At 71.1% G+C, this 17650-nt stretch carries 18 protein-coding genes; 16 read left to right on the forward strand and 2 right to left on the reverse strand.

Annotated features, from left to right (window positions below):
- Positions 1-101: 101 nt before the first annotated feature.
- The 14 genes from WJM95_RS20720 to WJM95_RS20785 all read left to right on the forward strand — a co-directional run bounded on the left by WJM95_RS20720 (position 102) and on the right by WJM95_RS20785 (position 12487).
- A complete protein-coding gene (locus tag WJM95_RS20720) occupies positions 102-983 on the forward strand; it encodes a hypothetical protein (protein ID WP_339131180.1) in 882 nt (293 codons plus the stop codon).
- 191 nt (positions 984-1174) lie between these two features.
- Positions 1175-1888: a Flp pilus assembly protein CpaB gene (cpaB, locus tag WJM95_RS20725; RefSeq protein ID WP_339131181.1), complete on the forward strand. Its 714-nt coding sequence runs from the start codon at positions 1175-1177 to the stop codon at positions 1886-1888.
- A 66-nt stretch (positions 1889-1954) separates the two neighbouring features.
- Positions 1955-3574 (forward strand): AAA family ATPase, encoded by a 1620-nt coding sequence (locus WJM95_RS20730; RefSeq protein WP_339131182.1) that lies wholly within the window; start codon positions 1955-1957, stop codon positions 3572-3574.
- Positions 3575-3774: 200 nt separating this feature from the next.
- Positions 3775-4107 (forward strand): TadE/TadG family type IV pilus assembly protein, encoded by a 333-nt coding sequence (locus WJM95_RS20735; RefSeq protein ID WP_339135725.1) that lies wholly within the window; start codon positions 3775-3777, stop codon positions 4105-4107.
- Positions 4108-4125: 18 nt separating this feature from the next.
- Positions 4126-5466, forward strand: coding sequence for a CpaF family protein (locus WJM95_RS20740; protein WP_339131183.1), 1341 nt, complete (start codon positions 4126-4128; stop codon positions 5464-5466).
- A 208-nt stretch (positions 5467-5674) separates the two neighbouring features.
- Positions 5675-6616 (forward strand): type II secretion system F family protein, encoded by a 942-nt coding sequence (locus tag WJM95_RS20745; protein ID WP_339131184.1) that lies wholly within the window; start codon positions 5675-5677, stop codon positions 6614-6616.
- A gap of 12 nt (positions 6617-6628) precedes the next feature.
- Positions 6629-7519, forward strand: a complete 891-nt coding sequence (locus WJM95_RS20750; protein WP_339131185.1) for a DUF5936 domain-containing protein — start codon at positions 6629-6631, stop codon at positions 7517-7519.
- The gene (locus tag WJM95_RS20755; RefSeq protein ID WP_339131186.1) at positions 7519-8928 is read left to right on the forward strand and encodes a histidine kinase; all 1410 of its coding nucleotides are present in this window, start codon (positions 7519-7521) and stop codon (positions 8926-8928) included. Before WJM95_RS20750 ends, WJM95_RS20755 begins: the two co-directional genes overlap by 1 nt.
- The gene (locus WJM95_RS20760; protein ID WP_339131187.1) at positions 8921-9652 is read left to right on the forward strand and encodes a response regulator transcription factor; all 732 of its coding nucleotides are present in this window, start codon (positions 8921-8923) and stop codon (positions 9650-9652) included. The genes WJM95_RS20755 and WJM95_RS20760 overlap by 8 nt, the downstream gene beginning before the upstream one ends.
- A 114-nt stretch (positions 9653-9766) precedes the next feature.
- The gene (locus WJM95_RS20765) at positions 9767-9967 is read left to right on the forward strand and encodes a hypothetical protein (RefSeq protein ID WP_339131188.1); all 201 of its coding nucleotides are present in this window, start codon (positions 9767-9769) and stop codon (positions 9965-9967) included.
- A complete protein-coding gene (locus WJM95_RS20770) occupies positions 9967-10569 on the forward strand; it encodes a pilus assembly protein TadG-related protein (protein ID WP_339135727.1) in 603 nt (200 codons plus the stop codon). The genes WJM95_RS20765 and WJM95_RS20770 overlap by 1 nt, the downstream gene beginning before the upstream one ends.
- Positions 10570-10584: 15 nt before the next feature.
- On the forward strand, positions 10585-11178 hold the full coding sequence (locus WJM95_RS20775; RefSeq protein ID WP_339131189.1) for a hypothetical protein: 594 nt from the start codon (positions 10585-10587) through the stop codon (positions 11176-11178).
- 3 nt (positions 11179-11181) lie between these two features.
- The gene (locus tag WJM95_RS20780; RefSeq protein ID WP_339131190.1) at positions 11182-11829 is read left to right on the forward strand and encodes an OmpA family protein; all 648 of its coding nucleotides are present in this window, start codon (positions 11182-11184) and stop codon (positions 11827-11829) included.
- Positions 11830-11914: 85 nt separating this feature from the next.
- Positions 11915-12487, forward strand: coding sequence for a dihydrofolate reductase family protein (locus tag WJM95_RS20785; protein ID WP_339131191.1), 573 nt, complete (start codon positions 11915-11917; stop codon positions 12485-12487).
- Positions 12488-12922: 435 nt separating this feature from the next.
- Here WJM95_RS20785 and WJM95_RS20790 read toward each other — a convergent pair whose 3' ends face one another.
- Complete coding sequence (locus WJM95_RS20790; protein ID WP_339131192.1) at positions 12923-13267, reverse strand: DUF192 domain-containing protein; 345 nt, start codon at positions 13265-13267, stop codon at positions 12923-12925.
- Positions 13268-13676: 409 nt separating this feature from the next.
- Positions 13677-14714, reverse strand: coding sequence for an L-glyceraldehyde 3-phosphate reductase (mgrA, locus tag WJM95_RS20795; protein ID WP_339131193.1), 1038 nt, complete (start codon positions 14712-14714; stop codon positions 13677-13679).
- A gap of 144 nt (positions 14715-14858) precedes the next feature.
- Between mgrA and WJM95_RS20800 the strand changes: the two genes are divergently transcribed.
- Entirely contained in the window at positions 14859-15632 is a 774-nt protein-coding gene (locus WJM95_RS20800) for an isoprenyl transferase (RefSeq protein ID WP_339131194.1), read from the forward strand.
- A gap of 320 nt (positions 15633-15952) precedes the next feature.
- Positions 15953-17278, forward strand: coding sequence for a PhoH family protein (locus WJM95_RS20805; RefSeq protein WP_339131195.1), 1326 nt, complete (start codon positions 15953-15955; stop codon positions 17276-17278).
- Positions 17279-17650: the final 372 nt, after the last annotated feature.

The following is a 17650-nucleotide window of genomic DNA, read 5'->3' on the forward strand; positions in this document are numbered from 1 at the left end:
ATCCGCGGCCGTATGGGAACGTCCGTGAGCGCTCTGTGGCGACAAAGGGGCGATCTGAGGCGGTGGTTGACCACCCTGCCGCAGTGAACGGGGTGTGTGCCGTGCCGACCGCGATAGCCGTCACCAGTCCCGATCTGGTGCTCCCGCCGCACGACCGGCAGACCCCGCCGGCGGTCGTCCAGCCGCTCGGCACCCTGGAGGACTCCCTCACCGGGATGCACGCGCTCATCGAACAGCACGGGTACGTCATCTCCCTGTACCCGGCCGGAACCGGGAACGCGGTCACCCAGCGGCTGCACACCGTCCGCTCCGTCCTGGAGAGCGACCGCATCGCGCTGCTCGGCATCGACCTGCCACCGCTCGGAATCGCCCTGCTGGCCCAGCAGTTGCGCCAGCTCTCGGTCTGCGACTTCAGCCCCGGCGTGCTCGCCTCCGCGGCCCGGCTGCTCGCCCACTACATCTACGCGGGCGCCCTGCTCGGCTCCGTGGCCAAGCTGGACCGGGTCCCGGTCTCTTTGAAGTCGCACGCCAAGTCCTGGGTCCCGGGCGCCCAGTTCGCCGTACTCGCCAACCCCCGGGCCGAGTTGATCCGGATCGGCCAGGAGGAGCTGCCCGGACCGGAGTTCGGGACCCGGCTGCTCTGGGCCGCGGGCCAGCCGCCGTCCGACTGGGTCACCTCCACCCTCGCGCCCGCCTGGCAGGTCCAGGGCACCGCGACCGTCCCGCTGCCCGGGGAATCGGTCCGCTGGTGGGGGACCGGCAAACTGGTCGAGTTCGCCGCCGGACTGTACGACGTCTCGGTCCTCTACCAGCTCGTCTCCTCCGTCCGGCGCGACGCGTGCCGCTGGTGCGGCCTCGAACTCATCGGTGACCGCTGCGGGTTCTGCGCCGCCCCGCTGTCCCCGCCCTCCGCCGAGGAGCATCCGGCCGCCCCCGTCCGGGCAGCCTCTCCGGTACGCGCCCTTCCCCGGGGCGCCACCTAGGCCCCTGGGCCCCGCCGCCCCACCCAGGCACCACCGTCCCGCCCAGGCACCACCGTCCCGCCCAGGCACCACCGTCCCGCCCAGGCACCACCGTCCCGCCCAGGCACCACCGCGCCACCCAGGCACCACCGCCCCACCCAGGAACGACAGCCCGGTCCAGTCCCCGGTACCGCCCCACGAGGTGAGATTCAGTGAACTCGCGCCAGCGCCGCGGCGTCATCCTGCTGGCCCTCTCGGTCCTGTGCGCCCTCGGCGCCTTCGCCGGAGTCCTCTCGGTGATCCGCGACGTGAACTCCAAGGTCGGCCCGGAGGTCACGGCGTACCGCCTCAAGAGCGACATCGCGCCCTACAAGGAGCTGTCGGCCGACCAGTTCGAGAAGATCTCGATGCCCGAGCGGTGGCTGTCGTCCACCGCGGTCACCGACCTCGCGCGGATCCGCGGGAAGATCGCCGTCACCCGGCTGGAGAAGGGCTCCCTGCTCCAGGCCGACATGATCGTGGACAAGCCGCAGCTCGCCCCCGGGCAGCAGGAGATAGCCATCATGATCGACGCGTCGACCGGGGTCGCCGGCAAGATCGACCCCGGGTCGCGGGTCAACATCTACGCCACCTTCAAGGCGCAGAACGACAAGGGCCGGGACCAGTCCAAGGTGATCGTCGAGAACGCCCGCGTCATCGACGTCGGCAAGCTCACCGCCCTCGAACCCGACCAGTCCAGCGCCGACCGGCGCAACAGTGCCGCCCAGGCCGTCCCGATCACCTTCGCGCTCGGTACCGCCGACGCCCAACGCGTCGCCTACGCCGAGTCGTTCGCCGAGCACGTCCGGCTCGCCCTGGTCGCCGGCGGCTCCGACACGATCGTGGCGCCCGGCGACCGTACGTACACCCTCGACGAGGACAAGTAGGAGGCCGCGCATGAGGTCCATGCCCACCGGGACCGGAACGCGGTACGCCAGCGAGGAGCTTCGCCGATGACCATCCGTATCCTTCCCGCCGTCGGGGACATCGACTCGGCCCGCGCGCTCACCACCCTGCTGAGCCAGCTCGCCGACACCGAACCCGCCCCGCCCGTACCCGACTCGACCGCGCTCCTCGACACCCTCGCCCGGCTGGCCGCCGACTCGCTGGACGAGCTGCCCGAAGTCGTCCTGGTGCACGAACGCATCGGCCCCGTACCGGCGTTGGACCTGATCCGCGACCTCGTGATGCGCTTCCCCGCCGTCGGCGTCGTCCTCATCACCGCCGACACCAGCACCGGCGTCCTCACCGCCGCCATGGACTCCGGCGCCCGCGGGATCATCGGCCTCCCGCTCGGCTACGACGCCCTCGCCGAACGCGTCCAGGCGGCCGCCGCCTGGTCCGCAGGAATGCGCCGCCATCTGCACAGCGGGGCGCCGGAGCTGTATACGGGCCCCGGCGGCACCGTCGTCACCGTGACCGGTGCGAAGGGCGGGGTCGGCGCGACCGTCACGGCGGTCCAGCTCGCCCTCGCCGCGAAGGCCTCGGGCCGCACCGTGGCCCTGCTCGACCTGGACCTCCAGTCCGGCGACGTGGCCTCGTACCTCGACGTGCAGTTCCGCCGGTCGGTGGCCGACCTGGCGGCCATCACCGACATCAGCCCGCGCGTGCTCCAGGACGCCGTCTACACCCACGACAGCGGTGTCGCCCTGCTGCTGGCCCCCGGCGAGGGTGAGCGCGGCGAGGAGGTCACCGACCGGGTCGCCCGCCAGGTCCTCGGGGCACTGCGCTCACGTCACGACGTCGTGGTCGTCGACTGCGGATCCCAGATGAACTCCGCCACGGCCGCGGTCGTCGAGATGGCCGACCAGGCCCTGCTCCTGGTCACCCCCGACGTCATCGCCGTACGCGCCGCCAAACGCATGGTCCGGATGTGGGACCGCCTCCAGATCCGCAAGGCGGAGGAGACCACGACGGTCGTGAACCGCTTCGCCCGCGGTACGGAGATCCAGCCGTCCCTCGTCGAACGCGTCACCGGCACCCGGGTGGCCCGCACCGCGATCCCCGCCGCGTTCAAGGAACTCCAGTCGGTCGTCGACGCGGGCCGGCTCCAGGACCTGGACGCCCGCTCGACCGTCAAGCAGGCGCTGTGGGCCCTCGCCGGCGACCTCGGTCTCGTGGTCCCCCAGGAGGGCGGGGGCGGCGGCAGACGCCGCAAGGCCTCCGTCCCGGACCGGGGCGCACTCTCGCTGCGCGGCCGGGGCGGCGACCGGGGGGCGGTCACCCTCGAATTCGCCGGGATGTTCCCGCTGCTGCTGGTCGTCATGACGATCCTGTGGCAGTGCGTGCTCTACGGCTACTCGTACTCGCTGGCCGGGAACGCGGCGGACGAGGCGGCACGGGCCGCCACCGCGGCCTACGCCGTCCACGGCGACGTACCGGGCGCCTGCGCCGCCGCCGGGGGCAAGCATCTGCCGGGCTCCTGGAAGGGCGCGGACATCGCCTGCGGGCCCGACGGCCAGGTCATGACGGCCACCGTCCAGGTCGACGTCCCGCTGTTCTTCCCGGGCTTCGACGCGGGCTTCCGCGTACGGGGCAAGGCGGGCGCGGCGCTGGAGGGGGACGACCGATGAAGACGCACCCGCGGACGGCACCCGGCGGAAGGGGGCGTGCCGGTACGTCGTCTGTCCGTCGCTCACGTCCGGATCGGGCGACGCCGCACACCGCGCCGACGTCCGATCCAGCGGCGGCGGACGGATGCACCGGCACGCCCCCGACCCACCGCGCGCCGGCGGCCGCACCGGCGTCCGCTCCCGAGCCCGCGCGCCGGCCCCTGGACGACCGGGGTGTCTCCATCCTGGAGTTCGTGGGGTTCCTGCCGATCCTGCTGCTCGTCGGGCTGGCCGCCGTCCAGCTCGGGCTCATCGGGTACGGCGTCAACCAGGCCGGTACCGCGGCGCGCGCCGCCGCGCGGGTCGCCTCGCAGGGCGGTGACGGCGGGGCCGCCGGACGCGCCGCGGTCAGCGGATGGCTCGACCCGCGGGTCACCCCCGACAGGGGAGCCGAGACCACCACCGCGACGGTCCAGGTCCACGTCCCCGGCGTCATCCCCCTCTTCGGCGGCTACGACGTCACCCGCCACGCCACCATGCCCACCGACGACTGACCGGGAGGAGCCGACACCATGAGCCTGCGATCCCGCATCGCCGCCCCCGACGAGGGCGGACCCGCCCGTGAGGACGGACACCTCGTCGCCGTCTACCGCGCCAAACTCCTGGAGGAGATCGACCTCGCCGAGATGTCCAGCCTGGCGGCCGCCGAACGCCGGGTCCGTCTCGAACGCGTCCTCGGCCACATCATCAGCCGCGAGGGCCCGGTCCTCTCCACCGCCGAACGCTCCCAGCTGATCCGCAGGGTCGTCGACGAGGCACTCGGACTCGGCGTCCTCGAACCGCTCCTGGCCGACGCGTCCATCACCGAGATCATGGTCAACGGCCCGGACTCGATCTTCGTCGAGCGGGCGGGCCGCGTCGAACAGCTGCCGCTGCGCTTCGCGTCCAACGAGCAGCTCATGCAGACCATCGAGCGCATCGTCTCGACGGTCAACCGCCGCGTCGACGAGTCCAACCCGATGGTCGACGCCCGTCTGCCCACCGGCGAGCGCGTCAACGTCATCATCCCGCCGCTCGCCCTGACCGGCCCCACCCTCACCATCCGCCGCTTCCCCCGGGCGTACACCCTCCCGGAGCTCATCGGCCTCGGCTCCCTCGACGAACAGACGCTCATGCTGCTCGCGGCCTTCGTGCGGGCCCGCTTCAACGTCATCGTCAGCGGCGGCACCGGCAGTGGCAAGACCACCCTGCTCAACGCGCTCTCCGGACTGATCCCCTCCCACGAGCGCATCATCACCATCGAGGACTCCGCCGAACTCCAGCTCCAGCAGGAGCACGTCATCCGCCTCGAATCGCGCCCCCCGAACGTGGAGGGCAAGGGCCAGATCACCATCCGCGACCTGGTCCGCAACTCCCTGCGCATGCGCCCCGACCGCATCATCGTCGGCGAGGTCCGCGGCGGCGAGACCCTCGACATGCTCCAGGCCATGTCGACGGGCCACGACGGCTCGCTCGCCACCGTCCACGCCAACTCCGCCGAGGACGCCCTCATGCGCCTCCAGACCCTCGGCTCGATGTCCGAGGTCCAGATCCCCTTCGAGGCGCTCAAGGACCAGATCAACTCGGCCGTCGACGTCGTCGTCCAGCTGTCCCGGCACGCCGACGGCTCCCGCAAGGTCACGGAGGTCGCGCTGCTCGTCTCGCACGGCCGCGAACAGTTCCGCGTCACCCCGGTCACCCGCTTCGTGCCCCGCCCGGTCGGCGCCGACCGCGTGGTGCGAGGCCACTTCGAGCACCTGCCGCTGCCGCGTTCCGTCGCGGAGAAGCTGTACGTCGCCAACGAGCCGCTCCCGCCCGCCTTCGGCGTCGCCGAGGCCATCGACGCGCTCAACACGAGGCAGGCCATCGGATGACGCCCCCTGCCGCGAAACCCGCGACCGCGGGATCCCCCGCCGTCGATCACCCCGCCTCCGAGCCCGCCGCGCCCACGCGTCCCGCCCGCGTGAGGCCCACCCCGGTGCCTCGCACCCCCGTGCCTCCCACCCCAGCCCCGTCCACCCTCGCCCCGTCCCCCCCCGCCCCGTCCACCCCCGCCCCGCTCACCTCCGAAGGGAGGCAGCCATGAACGACCCCGCGCTCCTCGCCCTCGGCGGGACGCTCCTCGGCGGCACGCTCGCCGTCGCGGGCGTGCACATCTACGCCTCGGGCCGCGCCCAGCGACGGGAGCTCTACGAACGGCTCTCCGGCGGCGGCCGCCCGCACACGGAAGGCGGCCGGACCCGCCGCTTCGCGGGCGTCGACCGCAGACTGCGCCGCACCCGCCTCGGCCGCACGATCCATCTGCGCCTGACGGCCACGGGGCTCGACCTCACGGCGGGCGAGTTCTTCACCTACGTCACCGCCGTGATCGTCGCCCTGTGGCTGATCGCGGCCTCGACCCTGGCCCCCTTCTTCGGCCCGATCGCCGCGATCCTCGGCGGATGGAGCGCGGCCGTCTTCCTCAACTGGCAGCGCCAGAAACGCATCGAGGCGTTCATCAACCAACTCCCCGACGTGGCACGCCTGCTGGCGAACGCCACGGCCGCGGGTCTCGCCCTGCGCACGGCCCTCGCCATGGCCGCGGAGGAGCTGGAGGCCCCGGCGGGCGAGGAACTTGCCCATGTGGCCGACCAGTTGATGCTGGGCCGCACGATCGACGACGCCCTCGGGGAACTCTCCGAACGGCTGCCCTCGCGCGAGCTGATCGTCCTCGTCACCACCCTCGTCCTCGCCAACAAGGCGGGCGGCTCCGTCGTCAGCTCCCTGCGCAACCTCACCCAGACCCTGGAAGACCGCAAGGAGACCCGCCGCGAGGTCCGCACCATGCTCTCCGAGGTCAACGCGACCGCCTTCACGGTCCCCTTCCTCGGCATCGGCTCGCTCGTGCTGATCAACTCCTCGAACGAGGGAGCGCTCGCCCGTGTCACCGGCTCCCCGCTCGGGCAGGGCCTCGTGCTGCTCGCCCTCGGGCTCTACACCGTGGGCTTCTTCGTCATCCGTCGCCTCGGCAAGATCGAAGTGTGAGGGAGGGCCACCATGCTGCCGCTGCTGCTCGCCGTCCTGATGGGAGCGGCCGTCGCGGGCGTCCTCCTCGGCGTCCGGATGATCCGCTCCGAGGTCAAACTCCCCAGCGACCTCCAGCTCGCCCTGGAGGTCGGCGGCTCCCGTGTCTCGGTGGCGGACTCGGCCGTCGACCGTCTCGGCATGCGCTTCGCGCCGACCGTCCTGCGTCTGATGGGCCCCCGGCGCGTGGACGCCAAACGCCGGCGCATCGACATGGCGGGCAACCCCGGCGGTCTGACCCTGAACCGTTACGCGGCCCGCCGCGCGGTGTACGGGGTCTTCGGCGTCGTCCTCGGCCTGGTGTTCCTCTCCAACGGCCAGCTCCTCTTCGCCGTCCTCACGTTCGCCTTCGGGCTGGTCGCGGCGGACGCCCTCATCTGGCAGGCCGTCCGGGAGCGCAAGGAGGTCATCGACCGCACCCTGCCCGACTTCCTCGACGTCCTCGCCGTCGTCGTCTCCGCGGGCCTCGGCTTCCGGCAGGCCCTGGACCGCGTGGCGGAGAAGTACGAGGGGCCCTGGGCGGACGAACTGCGCATCACCCTGCGCCAGATGGACATGGGCGTCAGCCGCCGCCAGGCCTTCGACGAACTGCGCAGACGCAACTCGTCCGAGCAGGTGGCCCAGTTCGTCTCGGCGCTCCAGCAGGGCGAGGAGCTCGGCTCACCCATCGCCGAGACCCTCATCCAGCTGGCCACCGACATGCGCCGTACGGACGCGCAGAACGCCCGCCGCCGCGCCGCCAAGACCATCCCCAAGGCCACGATGGTCACGCTGGTGTTCATGCTCCCGGCGACGATGATCCTCATCGCGACGGGCATGTTCCTGGGCTCGGGCACCAACTTCGGCTCGATCCTGGGGCGCTGATGAACGGGCTTCCCGGCGGCCGGGGTCACGCGGTCCGCGAGCTCCCGCGCCGGACCCTCCGGCTCGCCCGGAGCCGCGCGAACCGGCTCCTCCGGCTCGCGCGCGGCCGCGACCGGGGCACCGGCTACCTCGCGGACGACGAGCCCGCGCCCGGCGGCATCCGCCTCCAGCTCAACGCCCTCCAGGCCCTGTGCCGGCAGGCCTTCGCCGTCCGCCTGGCGGCCATCGTGGTCGGCGCCCCCTTCGCGATGACCAACGCCACCGGCGGCCTCCTGCGCTGGGCGGTCCTGGCCGCGGCCGTCCTCGGGGTCATGGGCTCGTACGCGATGCTCCGCGACTGGGACCGCTTCGGTCCCCGCCTCCTCGCCCACCCGACGCTGATGGGCCTGGACCTCTCCTTCGGCGCGGTCCTGCTCCTGACCGCCTCCCCGGCCTCCCCCCTCGCCTACGCCACGGTCTGCACCCCGCTCCTGTCCGGCCTGCTGTACGGCTGGCGCGGCGCCGGGGTCTTCACCGGGTTCCAGCTCGTCGTGCTGCTCACGGTGTTCAGGGCCTGGGAACACCGGCCGGGAGCGGGCTCCAGCACCCTGCTCATCGCCGGGTTCTGCGTCGGCGCCGGCATCATCGGAGTGACCCTGCGCAATCTGCTGTTCCGCTTCGGCACGGCGGGACAGGCGCTGGCCGAGGCGACCAGCAGGCTCGCCGTCGCGGAGGCCGTGGAGTCCGAACGGGCCCGCCTGGCACGCGAGATGCACGACTCGGTGGCCAAGACGCTGTACGGCCTGGCGCTGGCCGCGGAGGCCCTCGCCGCCTCCGCGGACGACGGGGACCCGCGGGCGCTCAAACGGCAGGCGGCCGTGGTCGCGGACGCCGCGCGCCTGGCCGCCGCCGAGTCCCGCACCCTCCTGTCGGACCTGCGGCGGCACACCGACCTCACCGACCCCGACATCGACCTCCGCCCCGAACTCGACGCCATGGCCGCCGACTTCGCGGCCCGTACCGGTGTGGCCACGGCGGTACGGCACCGGGGCGCGCACCCGGTCCTGCCCAGCACCGCCGCCCACCACGTCCTCGCGATCGTGGCCGAGGCCCTGGAGAACGCCCACCGTCACGCCGAGGCGCGCACGGTGACGATCGAACTCGACCTGGCGCAAAGCCGGTTCACGTTGCTCGTACGGGACGACGGCACGGGTCTGCCCGTGCCCACGACCCCCGCGACGCTCGCCGCCTGGACGAGATCCGGCCATTTCGGCCTGCTCGGCATGACGGAACGCGCCGCGTGCGCCGGTGGCCTCATCGCCCTGGACCGGTCGCCCGCAGGGGGGACCGAGGTCCGGCTGACCCTCCCGCTCACGACGGCCGCCCTGTCCGTTCCCCCCACTTCCCAAGAGGAGGCCGCACATGCCTGACCAGGCACTTTCCGGCCCGTCCCTGCGTGTTCTGGTGGCCGACGACAATCCGGTCGTACGGGCCGGGCTGACCGCGCTGCTGGACGCGCACCCCGACATCGCGGTCGTCGCGACCGCGAGCGACGGAGCGGAGGCGGTGGACCGAGCCGCCCTCCTCACCCCGGACGTCGTGCTCCTGGACGTGCGGATGCCCGGCACGGACGGCCTCACCGCACTGCCCCAACTGTGCGCGATCGCCCCCGTGATGATGCTGACGTACAGCAGCGAACCCGAGGTCGTGGCGGAGGCGCTGCGCAGGGGCGCGTCCGGCTATCTCGTCCATGGCGCGTTCACGGCGGCCGAACTCATCGCCGCCGTACGGGACGTACGCCACGGACGCCCGACTGTCCCGGATTCACTCGGAGTTTCGTACCAACCCCCCTCGTTCTCTTCGCATCTGCAACCGGCTGTGGCACAGTCTTCGGGGGCTCGGCCCTTACCGGCGGCGGGACTTCACCGCCATACCGTCCATCAGTCCGCGTTCGGCCTGAGCTCTAGGGAGGTGGAGGTGATGGACCTCATCGCGGCCGGCATGAACAACCGCCAGATCGCCGCCACCTGCTTCATCGCGGAGAAGACGGTCAAGAATCACATCAATCGCATCTTCGCGAAGCTGCACAGTTCCTCGCGCAGTGAAGCGATCGCCCACTGGCTGGGCACGACGCGCGAGGGGTGGAGCCGATGACTCCGCCCCGGGCTCATCACCAGCGAAGTTGGGCCCCTGGGCCCACTCGCGGTAGGCGACTTCTCACGTACGGTGCTCGGGTCGTTAGTGGCCTCGGCAGGGAGGGCAGTCCTGATGAACAGGTTCACCACATGGACCCGAACGGTGATCTCCCGCACGCGGGGCGCCCACCGGGACGCGGGGGCGGGGTTCGTGGAGTACGCGGGGTTGATGATCATCATCGCGGGGATCTTCACGTTGATCGACCAGATCGGCCTGGACGGAATGATCTCCGGCGCGATCAGGAACGCGGTCACCCAGGTCACCGGCGGCTGATCCGATCGGTCCGCGGCGACCGGGGGCAGACCCTCCCCATCTATATCTGGCTGACGGGGATTCTGCTCTTCGCCGCGTTCGCCTTCTTCGTCTTCGCCCAAGCAGCGTCCGCCCGCAATGGAGCTCAATCCGCGGCGGACGCTGCCGCGTTGGCGGCCGCGCAGGACTCCCGCGACGAGCTCATGAAGGGGCTGTCCGGAGCCGTCGGCACGGACGACCACTGGCTGGACTGGCTCGGCGGCGACAAGTTCCAGGGCGCGGGCGCGTCCGCCGCCGCCGACCGGCTGGCCGCGGAGAACGACTCGACGGTGCAGGGCGGGGCCCAGCCCACCGTCGTGAACGGCTTCCCCGGCTATCACGTGGCGATCCAGACCAGGTACACGGTCGGCGCCTCGATCATCCCGGGCACGGAGAGCCGCCATGCCACGGCCCAGGCGACCGCGGTTATCGAGCCGCGCTGCACGTTCGCCGCCGACGCGGACCCCAAGAAGCCCGTCCGGCTGGATTGCGCCGGGCACAGTGTGGACATCGATCCCGAACATTTCCATTCGGACGACCTTCCCGACGCGTCCGTGCTGTTCTCAGTGCATCTGGCCGAGTGAGAGGAAGCCGTACCGATGGATCTCCGGCACACCATGAAGGGCCGCAGGGTCATGGCCACGGTGGCGATCAGCATGGGCTTGCTCCTCACGGTGTCCGGGTGCGGCGGGGGAGCCGGAGGCGACAAGCCGAAGGCGGTCCCGTCATCCCCTCAGGCGACCAAGGGGGGTGGCGACGACGGGAAGCAGGCGTCGCCGACGGCGAGTCAGGACCAGGTACTGGCCGAGGTCAAGGGTGACGACGTGACCCTCACGATCACCTCGGCGGTGCGGGACCAAGGCGGATTCGTGACCGTCAGCGGGACGGTGACCAACGGCGGCGGCCAGTTCTGGGTCGCCGCGAACTGGCGTGGCGACGAGCGTGAGTTGAGCAGGAACGGCGCCTCCATGGCCGGAGCCTCGCTGACCGACAGCAAGGGCAAGAAGAAGTACCTGGTCCTGCGGGACACCCAGGGGCGCTGCCTGTGCACCAAGTTCGACGGAGGCGGTGTGGACGCCGGCAAGTCGGCCGACTGGTTCGCCCAGTTCCCCGCACCCCCCGCCGGAACGAATGCCGTCGACTTCCAGGTCGGCTCCATGCCACCCGCCTCCATCGAGATCTCCGAGGGCTGAGCCATGGCCCTCCCGCCCCGCGCTGCCGCGACCACGTTCACGGCCCTCGCCGTGCTGATCACCCTCGGCCTCCCGGGCCCCGCGCACGCGGACGGCGGGGACCCCAGTGCCCCGCCCGGCAGCGTCACCACCTCCCCGCCCCCCGAGGTCGACGCCAACAGCCCCGGGCTCAAGCTCGCCGACGGAGCGACCCTCGCGCCCGCCAAGGTGCTGGACATCAAGTCGGTCGTGGAGGACCTGGGCGGCGAGGAACGCCGTGAGGACACCAACGCGGACGTCACCTTCGCGCTCCAGGCGGAAGTCCTCTTCCCCAAGGACAGCTCGACGCTCAACCCGGACTCCCAGTCCCGTATCCAGGCGATCGCGGACGAGATCAAGGCCCAGCACGCCACCACCGTCCGCGTCTTCGGGTTCACCGACAACCTCGGCTCGTACGCGCACGGCCTGACCCTCTCCAAGAAGCGCGCGGAGCAGGTGCACGACCTGCTGGCCGCCGCGCTCGGCTCCGCGGAGGCGGACATCACCTTCGAGGTGCGGGGCTACAGCGAGGACTACCCGATCGCCGACAACACCTCGGAACAGGGCCGCCGCAAGAACCGCCGGGTGGAGGTGACCTTTCCCAGGGGCGCCGCCGGCGGGAACAGCGCCTGACGCGCGCGTCATCTTCTCCAGGGCCCTGCCTCCTGGCAGCATGCCCCCGACGAACGGGTCGCGCACGAGGTCGATGGAGTCAGCCATGAGGAAGATCGTGTTGATGTCGTCGGTGTCCCTCGACGGATTCATCGAGGGCCCGAACCGCGAGATCGACTGGCACCGGGTCGACGCCGAACTGCACCAGCACTTCAACGACCTGGTCAGAGGCTTCGGCGCCCTGATGTCCGGACGGGTGACCTACGAGCTGATGGCCGCCTACTGGCCCACGGCCGACAAGGACCCGGACATCAGCCCGGAGATGGCCGAGTTCGCCGGGATCTGGCGCAACATCCCCAAGGTGGTGTTCTCCCGGACGCTGGAGCGCGGCACCGGGCACACCACGGTCGTACGGGAGGTCGTGCCCGAGGAGATCCGGGCGCTCAAGGACCAGGAGGGCGGGGACCTCGCGCTCAGCGGCGCCGATCTCGCCGCGGAGTTCCTGCGGCTGGGCCTCGTCGACGAGATCAGGCTGTACGTGCACCCCGTCCTCATCGGGGCCGGCAAGCCGCTGTTCCCCGAGGCCCAGGCGCCCACCGACCTCCGCCTCGTCGAGTCGCGGACCTTCGGCAACGGCGTGGCCCTCCTGCGCTACGAGCGCGACACCACGGCGCCCTAGGACCCGGACCCTCGCGACCCACGGCGCCCGGTACCCGGCCCGCCGGCTCACGGGCCGTCGGCTCGTCCGTCCCTCGATTCCCCGGGCCCCCGGACCTCCCGGGAGGTGGCGATCGGAGCTCCAGTCCCTGGGCCCCCGAGCCGCAAGCCCTCCGGCCGTAGTCCGGGCCGGCCGGAGCAGATTGACCGAAAACCTCCCAATGGCGGGCGCTCGGCGCGAGGTGTCCGTCCGGATCACCGGCCGAGGAGCGCCCCTTGGGGCACGTCGCGTGCGGAAGATCCGCACGGGGTTTCCACATCGTTATCCGGCGGCTGTCGCCAGCGATGTCAGGCTCACGTAAGTTCAGGCCAAGGTAATTCGCGTCAGCAAAGCTGCGCGTGTGGCACCGCGCAGAGGAGGGGGCTGCGCGGTGCTGCCCTGCCCGGTGACATGGCGTCAGGCGTGCCGGACGGTGATCCGCGTGCCGCGCCGCACGCCCCACCGCTCCATCGACCCGGCCTCGGCCTCCAGGACCTGCCGGGCCCGGGGTCGTGGCAGCCCCAGCCGGCCCGGGCGCATCGTGCGTACCGCCAGGACCCGCGACGACCTGTCCAGATAGGCGACGTCGATCGCGAACCGCATCCCCAGCGTGTGCACCGAGTTCGCCGGTGCCAGCAGCAGCGCGCCCTGGATCCCCCGGCGCCCGAGCAGCCCCCGCCGCCGGGCCCGCGCCGTGGTGGCGAGCTCCAGGGGCACCGGCTCGGACGCCCCCTCCGTCGTGTCCGTCGTGAAGGTGGCCATGCGTGCGAAGTTAGCGGAGCGGTCAAGCGCGGGGACGCCACGCCGGTCACCCGCCCGGAGTATGTGTGGACAAGCAGGTCCCACGTCCCCAGAACGCACACAGACCCATTGGATCTCTGCCGATCCTCCGCGAATCCCTTTGAATCAGCCGTGATTCGGCCATGATCACACCCGGAATCGATGGTTCCATGCTCGTCATGGCGTTGCCGGGCGACTCCGGAGAGTAGTTGTGGCACGCGGATGCACGCAGCATCACTTACGAAGGGTTATGGTGGAAACCCCCCCTCGGGCCGGTCCGTCTCCCCCCCACGGACCGGCCCGTTTTTTGTGCCCGCGACGGCCCGTCCGGCAGGCGCCCCCGTGCGCCCCCCCGGACGGACCGTCCCGCGCGGCCCGGGGTTCCGGTGACTCAGTGCCGCTGGGCCCAGATGTTCGTGCCCTCGGTCGACACCGCGAACGTGTCGATCTCCTTCAGCTCCTCGTCCGTGAGTCCGGGGGCCGCCAGCACCTCCAGGTTCTCCTCCAGCTGACGCACGCTGGACGCGCCGATGAGGGCGGAGGTCATCCGCTGGTCGCGCAGCACCCAGGTGAGCGCGAGCTGGGCGAGCGACTGGCCGCGCCGGGCCGCGATGGAGTTCAGCCCGTTCAGCCGGCGTACGACGTCATCGCTCAGCAGGCCCGGGTCCAGCGACTTGCCCTGGGTGGCGCGCGAGCCCTCCGGGACGCCCTGGAGGTACTTGCCGGTCAGCAGGCCCTGCGCGAGCGGAGCGAAGGAGATGCAGCCCATCCCGGCCGCCTCCAGCGTGTCGAGCAGGCCGTCGTCCTCGGTCCAGCGGTTGAGCATCGAGTACGAGGGCTGGTGGATGAGCGGACGGACGCCCATGCCGGTCAGGATCCGGGCCGCCTCCGCCGTCTGCTCGCTGCTGTACGAGGAGACGCCGACGTACAGTGCCTTGCCCTGCTGGACGGCGGACGCGAGCGCGCCCATCGTCTCCTCCAACGGGGTGTCCGGGTCGAAGCGGTGAGAATAGAAGATGTCGACGTAATCCGTGCCCATCCGCCGCAGCGAGGCGTCCAGCGAGGACAGCAGATACTTGCGGGAGCCCCACTCGCCGTAGGGGCCGGGGTGCATGAGGTAGCCGGCCTTGGTCGAGATGACCAGTTCGTCCCGGTAGGGGGCGAAGTCCTCCCTCAGTAGCCTGCCGAAGTTGAGCTCCGCCGAGCCGGGCGGCGGTCCGTAGTTGTTGGCGAGGTCGAAGTGGGTGACACCGAGATCGAAGGCGCGGCGCAGGATCGCGCGCTGGGACTCCAGCGAGCGGTCGTCGCCGAAGTTGTGCCACAGGCCGAGCGAGACCGCGGGCAGTTTGAGGCCGCTGCGGCCCGTACGCCGGTATTCCATCGAGTCGTACCGCTCCGTTGCGGCCCGGTACAGAGTGGGGTCGTTCATGGGGACGAACCTATGCCAGGGTGCACAGGGCCCTCGGCAGCCCCCGCGTTTCGCAGGGGTAGGCTTCGCCCCGGGGGACCGCCATATGGACAGGGACTGTGCTCGGGCGCGGCTGTCCGATCCGCACGGAGGGGCTGACAACACGTGACCTTGCGCGACAACCTGCGCCGTCTGCTGGTCAGGTTCTATGCACGCAGGGTGGAAGGCCACCTCGACCACGACCAGGTGCCCAAGCACATCGGGGTCATCATGGACGGCAACCGCCGCTGGGCGAAGGCCGCCGGCTCCACCACCGCCCAGGGACACCGGGCCGGAGCGGACAAGATCGGGGAATTCCTCGGCTGGTGCTCCGAGACCGATGTCGAGGTCGTCACCCTGTGGCTGCTGTCCACCGACAACTTCGACCGCCCGCAGGAGGAGCTCGGTCCGCTCCTCGGCATCATCGAGGGCGTCGTGCGCACCCTGGCGGCCGACGGCCGCTGGCGGGTGCACCACGTCGGGACGCGGGACATCCTGCCCTCCCCGATGCAGTCGGCCCTCAAGGAGGCCGAGGAGGCCACCGCCCATGTCGAGGGGATAGTCGTCAACGTCGCCATCGGCTACGGCGGCCGCCAGGAGATCGCCGACGCCGTGCGCGCGATGATCCTCGACGCCGCGGACAAGGGGACCTCGATGGAGGACCTCGCGGACCGCGTCGACGTCGACCTCATCGGCAAGCACCTCTACACCGGGGCCCAGCCCGATCCCGACCTCGTGATCCGCACCAGCGGCGAGCAGCGGCTGTCCGGATTCATGCTCTGGCAGACCGCCCACTCCGAGTACTACTTCTGCGAAGTCTTCTGGCCCGCCTTCCGCAAGGTCGACTTCCTGCGCGCCCTGCGCGACTACGCGGCGCGACACCGCCGTTACGGAGGCTGAATACCGGGGTGCCCCTCGTCACCGGGGGCGCCCTGGAGGGACGTACGTCATCGGGAGTTAACGAACGCGCCGTCATATGCCCTGGCATGGCTTGGCTCGTTCGAGGGCATAAGCCTTGCAGGTCGATGCCCGAACCACGGGTGTCGTATCTCAGCGGACGGCACGGGGCCGTCCGCCCGGGAGGCCCTTTGCACCAGCCCGATCGTGCGGTCAGCACGGACGAAGCGGAGGGCCGGTTTTCGGCCCGTGCATCGGTGCCGCGAACCGGTCCAGATCTCCTTCGTCGCTCCCCGACCTCATCCGAGGGGGTACGTCCTTCCGTGGTGACCAGCACAAAGCGCCGCACGCCAGACCGGCGCACCTATGTTCTCGACACCAGCGTCCTGCTGGCCGACCCGAATGCCCTGAGCCGCTTCGACGAGCACGAAGTCGTGCTTCCGATCGTCGTGGTCACGGAGCTCGAGGCCAAGCGGCACCATCCCGAACTCGGTTACTTCGCCCGGCAGGCGCTGCGCCTGCTCGACGAGTTCCGGGTCCGGCACGGCCGCCTCGACTCCCCGATCCCGGTCGGGGACCTCGGCGGGACGGTACGCGTCGAGCTCAATCACTCGGACCCCAGCGTCCTGCCCAGCGGGTACCGCCTGGGGGACAACGACTCCCGCATCCTCGCGGTCGCCCGCAACCTCCAGGCCGAGGGGTACGACGTCACCGTCGTCTCGAAGGACCTGCCGCTCAGGATCAAGGCGTCCTCCGTGGGTCTCCTCGCCGAGGAGTACCGCGCGGAGCTCGCCATCACGGGCTCCTCCGGCTGGACCGGGATGTCCGAACTGAACCTGGCCGGTGAACAGGTGGACGTCCTCTTCGAGGAGGGGCGTGTCCATGTCCCCGAAGCGGCCGACCTGCCCGTGCACACGGGGCTGACGATCCAGTCGGAGCGCGGCAAGGCCCTCGGCCGTGTCACCGCCGACGGCGACGTCCGGCTCGTGCGCGGCGACCGTGAGGCGTTCGGGCTCAAGGGCCGCAGCGCGGAGCAGCGCATCGCGCTGGATCTGCTGCTCGACCCGGACATCGGGATCGTGTCGATGGGCGGCCGGGCCGGCACCGGCAAGTCCGCGCTCGCGCTGTGCGCGGGCCTGGAAGCCGTCCTGGAACGCCGTCAGCACCAGAAGGTGATGGTCTTCCGGCCGCTGTACGCGGTGGGCGGGCAGGAGCTCGGCTATCTGCCCGGCTCCGAGTCCGAGAAGATGAGCCCCTGGGCCCAGGCGGTCTTCGACACGCTCTCGGCGGTCACCAGCCGCGATGTCATCGAGGAGGTCACCGCGCGCGGCATGCTGGAGGTCCTGCCGCTCACGCACATCCGCGGCCGCTCCCTCCACGACGCGTTCGTGATCGTGGACGAGGCCCAGTCCCTGGAACGGAACGTCCTGTTGACCGTTCTGTCCCGTATCGGGGCCAATTCACGGGTCGTTCTGACCCATGACGTGGCACAAAGGGACAATCTGCGCGTCGGGCGATACGACGGAGTGGTCGCCGTCGTAGAGAAGTTGAAGGGCCATCCGCTCTTCGCGCACGTCACGCTGAATCGTTCCGAGAGGTCCCAGATCGCGGCACTCGTGACCGAAATGCTGGAGGACGGGCAGATCTGACCCCGGCTGTACCACCTGGTCAAAGGGTGGTGCATACACGCTGGTTGGCGCCGTCCGGCAAAGGCGAAGAGCCTAGCCGGGCGGCGTCTTGCTGCGCCGGTGTTTCCAGGAAACAGCTGAGGCAAACGGGGTGTGAGCTTTCACACGCGACACGGAATTGCGATGCGGAGCCGGGTTACGGCTAGAGTCTCACTCCTGTCAGGCCCCGCATACGACACAGCTGTATCCCCAGCGGTACGGCAACACCGGAACCTCAGAACTCCATAGAGCCGTCGTATGCCGCCCGCGCACCACGCGGCGCTCCCTCAGCGGGAGTTGCCCACCGGGCCCGTGTCTCCCCGTGACCCCGCAGTTGGGAGGCCAGCGCCGAGG

Source organism: Streptomyces sp. f51 (assembly GCF_037940415.1).
Lineage (GTDB): Bacteria > Actinomycetota > Actinomycetes > Streptomycetales > Streptomycetaceae > Streptomyces.